Below are 6,409 nucleotides of genomic sequence, written 5' to 3' on the forward strand. Positions count from 1 at the left end.
CTTAAAACAACAGAAGATGAAACCTGTATCAGTAGAACAGAATATGTGGACCATATTCGCACAATTGCTGGATCGCGATCTGCAAAAGCTGCACGATGAGATCAGTGCCTTTTCCGAAGAAAGTAACCTCTGGAAAACCACGGGCGCTATCACCAATCCCGCAGGTAACCTTTGCCTTCACCTCACCGGTTCCCTCAATCATTTCATCGGCGCCACCCTCGGTAATACCGGCTTCGTGCGCCAGCGCGAAGGGGAGTTTGCCAATAAGAATGTACCTCGTCTCGACATGCTCCGGGAGCTTACGGCTACCCGCATAAAATCAGTAGAGATCCTGTCGTCCATGCCCGAAGGTTCCCTCGAAGCTACGTTCCCCCGCAAATTCATGGAGCAGGATGTTTCTACCGCCTGGTTCATTACACACATCCTTACGCATATCAGTTACCACCTCGGGCAGGTGAATTACCTGCGCCGTGTACTGGAAGGCTGATCGCCTTCCGGTTATCAGTCTACCGATAGCAGTCCCGGGTGGAAATCGTCGTCGTCCAGCAGTACCAGCGGCGTTGTTTCTTCTGTTTGCTGTCCGTTCGCTCCTTTTGATTTTCGGGGCGTAACATTTTCCATGATGGATACCGAACCGGTTTCAGGGTGATATTTAAGCTTTACGCAGGAAAACGCGAAGGTGAGGGGGATGGTGTTGGTAAATGAGATGGATGTTTTGGCGGTTTTTTCCACTTTCACACCCAGCTTCCCGTCGGCAATAACCTTTTCGATCAGCGGAATGCTGGCGTCGAAAGAGGTATCGCTGCCGGATTCATCGTTGATGGTAAAGGAAGGGCTCACAATCGCATCGGTGATCAGCAGCATATCTGCCGGTTCTTCACCGGTAAATACTCCCAGTGCAGGGTTCTGTGTATCGATGGTATTGTTGCGTACGGCCTGGCCCAATTGGCCAAGGTCTACCCAGTTGCGCTGGGTATTGCTGAAGGAGAGCGATATCTCTTTCACGCCTTTCAATACCAGCCCGAGGGTGATGGGGCTAAACTGTAATGCTTTGAAGAAACCATCCAGGATGTTGAAGCCGGCGTTGATATCCATCTTGCGGGTGCGTTCCATGGCTACATCGGCCACCGGAGTGGTGTTGATGGCGATGTTGAAGGCAGCTGTGTCTTTCAGGAGAAACTTCAGATCTCCCCTGAACTTAGTTTCGTCGTTATGGGAAGCGAGCACAATTAATGGTGCCATCCGTGCTTCCGGCACTTTGAGGGGTGTGGCGGCGAATGTTTCCCGGATGTAATCCGTAGTGTTGTTTTTGCAGAGGCGCGATTTGAATGCCATGATATGTATTGGTTATGAAGTGATGATGTAAGTGTTAAGACATGGCGGCAATGAACTTATCTGCCACCAGCGCGAAACCTTCATTGGTAGGGTGGATCTCGTCATACCAGCTGTCGCGGTTCACGAGTTTCCTGGCATCAATGTAGGTGGCATTCTGCGGGAATTCCTCAATCACGGCTTTCAGCTTGTCGTTGAACTGGTCGAGGATATGGATGAGCAATCTTTCCCGCTCGTCCTGCTCCCGGATGTTCTTTTCGATCATGTACTTACCCAGCCAGCTGGTTTTCTTCGGATAAATGTCTGTATCAACCGGTATCACATAATCGTAACTGTGTGCCAGTATTCGGATGTTGGTATTATATGCGATAAGGTCGTTGAACATGACCCTGTACCAATCCTGCAGCTGTTGCAGTTTTGTATGAAAGAGCGGTTCCAGGTATTTGTTGAGCGTGGTATCTCCGGGGTCGGGTGCCTCCCGCAGAAAATCGCGGAACTGGCTGCCAAGGATATCGTTACCACCACCGCTCACGAGGAATACCGGCGGATTTTCACTTTTCACATATTTCAGATAGTCTTTGCTGACCATGTAATTTTCCAGCGTATCACCCGCTTCTGCGATGCTGCAGATGGCGTAGTGGCGGTACAGGTGATCGAGGATGTCCTTGACGAGGATGGGGTATTGGAACCATGAGTCTCCTTCTGCTACAATCCTCGGCAAATCAGTTTTCTTCAATCGCCGGTACAGCTTCTTCCTCATGGTGGTTTCTACCAGATTGGCCAGCTTCAGCTTCAGATCGCCTAATATGCTCTTTGTGCCGATAACAGTAATTTCAGGTTTTAATTCCAGATCTGATGGCTGGCCGTTTGCATCCAGTTTTACATTGTAGTAAATGCCGGCAGCGAAGAAGGCGGTTTCTTCATCTTTCAGTAAAAGATCCAGCGTTTTTGCGTCGATTATATTGTAAGTAGGGTTAATGAACTGGATATCCAGGTGCTGTGTTACCCAACCGGTAAACTTAGGCTTTCCTCTTTCTTCCGGTTTCCGGAGTTTAACACCCCGCGATCTGGTTTTATTTGTAGTGGGGGGAGCGGGGAGGCCCGGCATTTCAAGAGAACTTACACTGAATACTTCCGTGCTCACGAGGAAAGTGAATGCCTCACGGGTAGAAGGCCAGTTGTATTCCTGCACGTACTGTTCCAGTTCAAGTTCCAGAACAGGCTTATTATCGTTTATAAGGAATTCAGATTTACCCGGCGGCAGCTTGATCACGCCATCGCCCGGAAGAAGCCCGCCGGTACTGCCAAACAGGGCATTGAGGAATATAGCTGCCACGTAAAGATCCTGATCTGTAGTGTTGGTCAGCTTTACTTCGAGTGCCCCTATCCAGCCATTGGGTGTTTCTTCATATTCCAATACCACATGCTCGTTTTGCTCCGGTACTGTATGCCGCGCCCCGCCTGTAGTGATGCGGGTAATCGCAATGTCGAGCGGCTGCGGGGGGAAGCCTGGCTGTTCTGCCGTGTTGCGCAACTGCTTGATGAAATGCCAGCGCGACAGCTGCTTCAGTTGGGCGATCACCGTGGCAAGACTGTGCTCCTGATCCAATGGGACGGGCGCTGTTACCGGCCGGTAAGGATCGCCGGGAAGGGTTATAATGGCATCGCCATAACGGATGTGGAGCGTGTAATCGGGTTGTTCACCCGCACCGTCTTTTCCCCCGGAAGCAAAAGTGTTAAAGTTTTCCGCTTCCTTATCCAGCTGTTCCAGCATTTTCTCCAGTTCGGCCGGGTTGCCGTTTACATTATTCAGCTCCAGCCTGAGCTGTCCGCTCATAATCCCGGTCACCCTTGCCCTGTGCGATTTTTTGCTGTCGGGCTTCATGGGGTCAGTGCTGTTAATAGTCACTTTTGTATAATCTACCCTAATCTCATCCACTGTGGCGCTATAGGTTTTATTGGGACTGGCGGAATCGGTTACTAAGATGGTGCTATTGGTTTGTATGCCGTGGATAGCGCCGAGGTTCAGCTGCCAGCCTTTTGATTTGTTGTAGCTCACCTCGGTGATCAGATAGGGCTGATCTATCCGCTGATTCAGGAAGCCTTTCTGCAACAGTGCATGTGCTTGTCCGGCTGCGTAGATGCGGGGTGTCTGTTCATAAGTAAAGCGCATCGTTTGCCGAAGGCGGTCGCGCAGCGTGATGTAGCTGAGGTTGCCGTTAGCCGCGTCCAGCGTAGCCAGCAGGCGGGTGGTGAATACACCGGCGCCGTTCTTTTCGATAGACAGCTGATCGTCTTCACAGGCGGCCATTTGTACATGGCTTCCTTCCGGCAGGAGTTGTGCGGGGCCTTCCGCTTCGAGGCGTGCGCGGGTAAATACATCTGCAAACAGAAAATCATCCCACTCACGCTGTTCTCCTGTTTCGCTGAGGCGGCGTTCGTGTATTTCATTGTTGTAAGCTTTCCGTATGCCGGCGCCGCGGGTATTATCTCCGGCGTGGCAGCAGTCGAATATCGCAAGTATGTGAGCGCCTGTGGCTTCATGCAGTTCGCGCAACAGGAAGCGCAGTTCTTTATCCGTCAGCATGAATTCGGCGTCTTTATCAGTGGCATCGTAGCATACGATGGTTTCGAGGAATCCGTCGTTTTCCTTCCAGGCAGGGTCTGCATGCTCCTGTGCACCATGGCCGGAGAAGAAGAACAGCAGGGTGTCTTCGGGCTGTGCGTCTTTCTTAAGCTCGCGTATCCCTGCTATGATGGCATCCCGCGTGGCTTCATCATCTCTCAGTATACGGATGTCGTTGGCGCCGGGTGTAAAAGAGGTGCGTTTGCGAAGGTATTTCTCCATGTTTTCCACATCTTTCAGGCAGCCGGTGAGCGGGTTTACGTTGCGGTAGTTGTTGATACCTGCCAGCAATGCACGGAGCTTCCCGGGAGCAGTGCCTTCCGGTTGCAGGGGGGCGTTCTCAAACAGTTCTGGTGTATACCCGCTGTTGTCGCCCGCTTGTGTCATGGGTTCTGGGGCCGTTTTCTGCGTGGCAAACAGGGCGGTAATATCTTCTTCACTATCCAGCGCATCGGCGGCAATACCGCGTGGAGCAGGGGCAGTAGAAGTATATTGTGGTTGCTGAACAGATGCCATCAGCCCCGCCCAGTCAAAGGCCGGCCCAATGTCCCATTTGCCGGAGGGACGGTAATTGGCATGCGTAACGATCCCTTTAAACTGTAACACATCATTGGTAGCCATGTACCGCGTTTCCTGCGGGAGGAATTGCCGGGGGATATTGTACTTCGCAGTCAGGAAGCGCAGCAGTATGATGGTACTGTTCATTTGCTCAGGAGTATACGTAGCATAATATGACTGCCCTCTGTAAGGGTCGTCCAGCTTCGTATAAGCCTCTGTTTGCGAAAGGAGGCAGTAGGGGTCCGGCGGGCTCACACGGCCCGTTGCCGGGTTCCGCACGCGGGAATAAATCGTTTCCAGCTGGTTGCCCTGCGGCACCAGGTATCCGTAGTTAGATATTTCTATGCCGATGGTTGCCTTATCCTGACTGTTGCCCGTGCCCTGATTGCCGATACCCGCACCAATATGGCCCGACCATCCGGCCGAAGGAAACAGCTGGTAAATGGTGCCGTCTCTTGCTATTACGAAAGCTACGGATACATGGCGGCCGGGTTGGGTAAGACTAATCATATCCGACCTGGTATTGCCCGCCGTGAAATGGAGTACGATCCTTTCCTTGGGGTGTGCCGCGGAATAGTAATAGTCCCGGTTAGGAGGGGAGTATAATAAACCATTTAGCATAAGAGCCGGTTCATTGGATACAGGTAACGAAAATGGCCGTAAATATGCCGCGGCTTCGCTCCTAAAACGCGCTTCAATCTGGGGCAGAGAATCATATCGCATCATTGCTACAGGTTTGGGGTTTAGCAGATTTGTGGGACAGATTTTAAACAGGGTAAATTATGCTCAGGTACAATAGGGACCATCAATTATCTTCATTCAGTTAATCTTCAAATGGAAAATGCCGGGGTCTTGTTCACGTTATTCCAAATATAACATTTCTACAGTAATAACTGTTTGATACAGTAGGTTTTTTGCCTGTTTGCTTACTTTGAAACACATACCTGAAAGCATTCCCCATAGTGGCAGGCAAGTTATGGAAAAAGAAAGTGATACAGTTGTTGATTAATATCAAATTGAATAATTTCATGGGATGTTGGGTAGTGCAGAGATGTTGGTTGTGATGAGAATTTTTTATAAAAATTTCCGAAACAGAAGTATCTTTCCCATCACCCTTACTGATAACGGATACGGAAACAAACCCTGAACCTATACTTATGCATCAATTGGCTTTTCATCCCCGCATTTTTTTCAGAACAGTTTTATTCTTTTTGATTGCTACGGCAATATGGTCTGTTGCTGTTACGCATTACGATGAGTTTACTAAAAATGATAAAGGCCTTGTTACAGGCCTGGGCTTCCTGACACTGATGGCTGCTTCCATCATATTCGGATCCGGCAGGCTCCACCTCGCCAAATTAGTGTTCCTGCCCATTGGTGTTATCCTCATTTTCCTCTTCGGCAGCTTTATTCTTTTACCGCTCATGATGACCATTACCAAAACGGAATGGGCCTATAACGTGTGCAACGGCCTGTTTGTAGCGGTTACTATGACTTTTCTGATAGACCGCTGGGACATTGTCCGTTTCCGCAAACTAACCATTGCACTCACCTGGTTGTGTATGATCATAGCCTATGTGATTATGGATCGGTTTGGTAAAAGCTGGATCTGGCAATACGACATCCTCCCCCGGGTTGCCCTGTTTGTATTGTTCAATACCATGATGATTATTCCCCTGGCACTGGGCATGGCACTTGGCTGTAAAGAGGAGTAAGGCAAGTTTGTCATGTAAACATTATTTAAAACAGTGTTACCGCCACGCCGGGGTTGATTCCTGTCTTATTTCAAAATTGGCTTTACAGTTTAGGGATTTAATAACGTTTAAATTAAATTTCCTTTATGAAGAAGACGCAGGGCAGAAAAAGCCAATATTCAGATTCAGAGCGCATAGC

At 49.7% G+C, this 6,409-nt stretch carries 4 protein-coding genes; 2 read left to right on the forward strand and 2 right to left on the reverse strand.

Annotated elements, in window-relative coordinates; genetic code table 11:
* Positions 1–16 precede the first annotated feature (16 nt).
* Entirely contained in the window at positions 17–487 is a 471-nt protein-coding gene (locus DEV76_RS24825) for a DinB family protein (protein ID WP_198652227.1), read from the forward strand.
* A 14-nt stretch (positions 488–501) separates the two neighbouring features.
* Here DEV76_RS24825 and DEV76_RS24830 read toward each other — a convergent pair whose 3' ends face one another.
* Together DEV76_RS24830 and DEV76_RS24835 are read right to left on the reverse strand one after the other, a co-directional pair.
* Entirely contained in the window at positions 502–1,335 is an 834-nt protein-coding gene (locus tag DEV76_RS24830; RefSeq protein WP_109700660.1) for a gasdermin, read from the reverse strand.
* 34 nt (positions 1,336–1,369) lie between these two features.
* Positions 1,370–5,137, reverse strand: coding sequence for a caspase family protein (locus DEV76_RS24835; protein WP_198652229.1), 3,768 nt, complete (start codon positions 5,135–5,137; stop codon positions 1,370–1,372).
* Between the two features lie 536 nt (positions 5,138–5,673).
* Between DEV76_RS24835 and DEV76_RS24840 the strand changes: the two genes are divergently transcribed.
* The gene (locus DEV76_RS24840; RefSeq protein WP_157963101.1) at positions 5,674–6,231 is read left to right on the forward strand and encodes a hypothetical protein; all 558 of its coding nucleotides are present in this window, start codon (positions 5,674–5,676) and stop codon (positions 6,229–6,231) included.
* Positions 6,232–6,409 lie beyond the last annotated feature (178 nt).

The organism is Chitinophaga deserti (genome assembly GCF_003149455.1).
GTDB classification, from domain to species: Bacteria; Bacteroidota; Bacteroidia; order Chitinophagales; family Chitinophagaceae; genus Chitinophaga; species Chitinophaga deserti.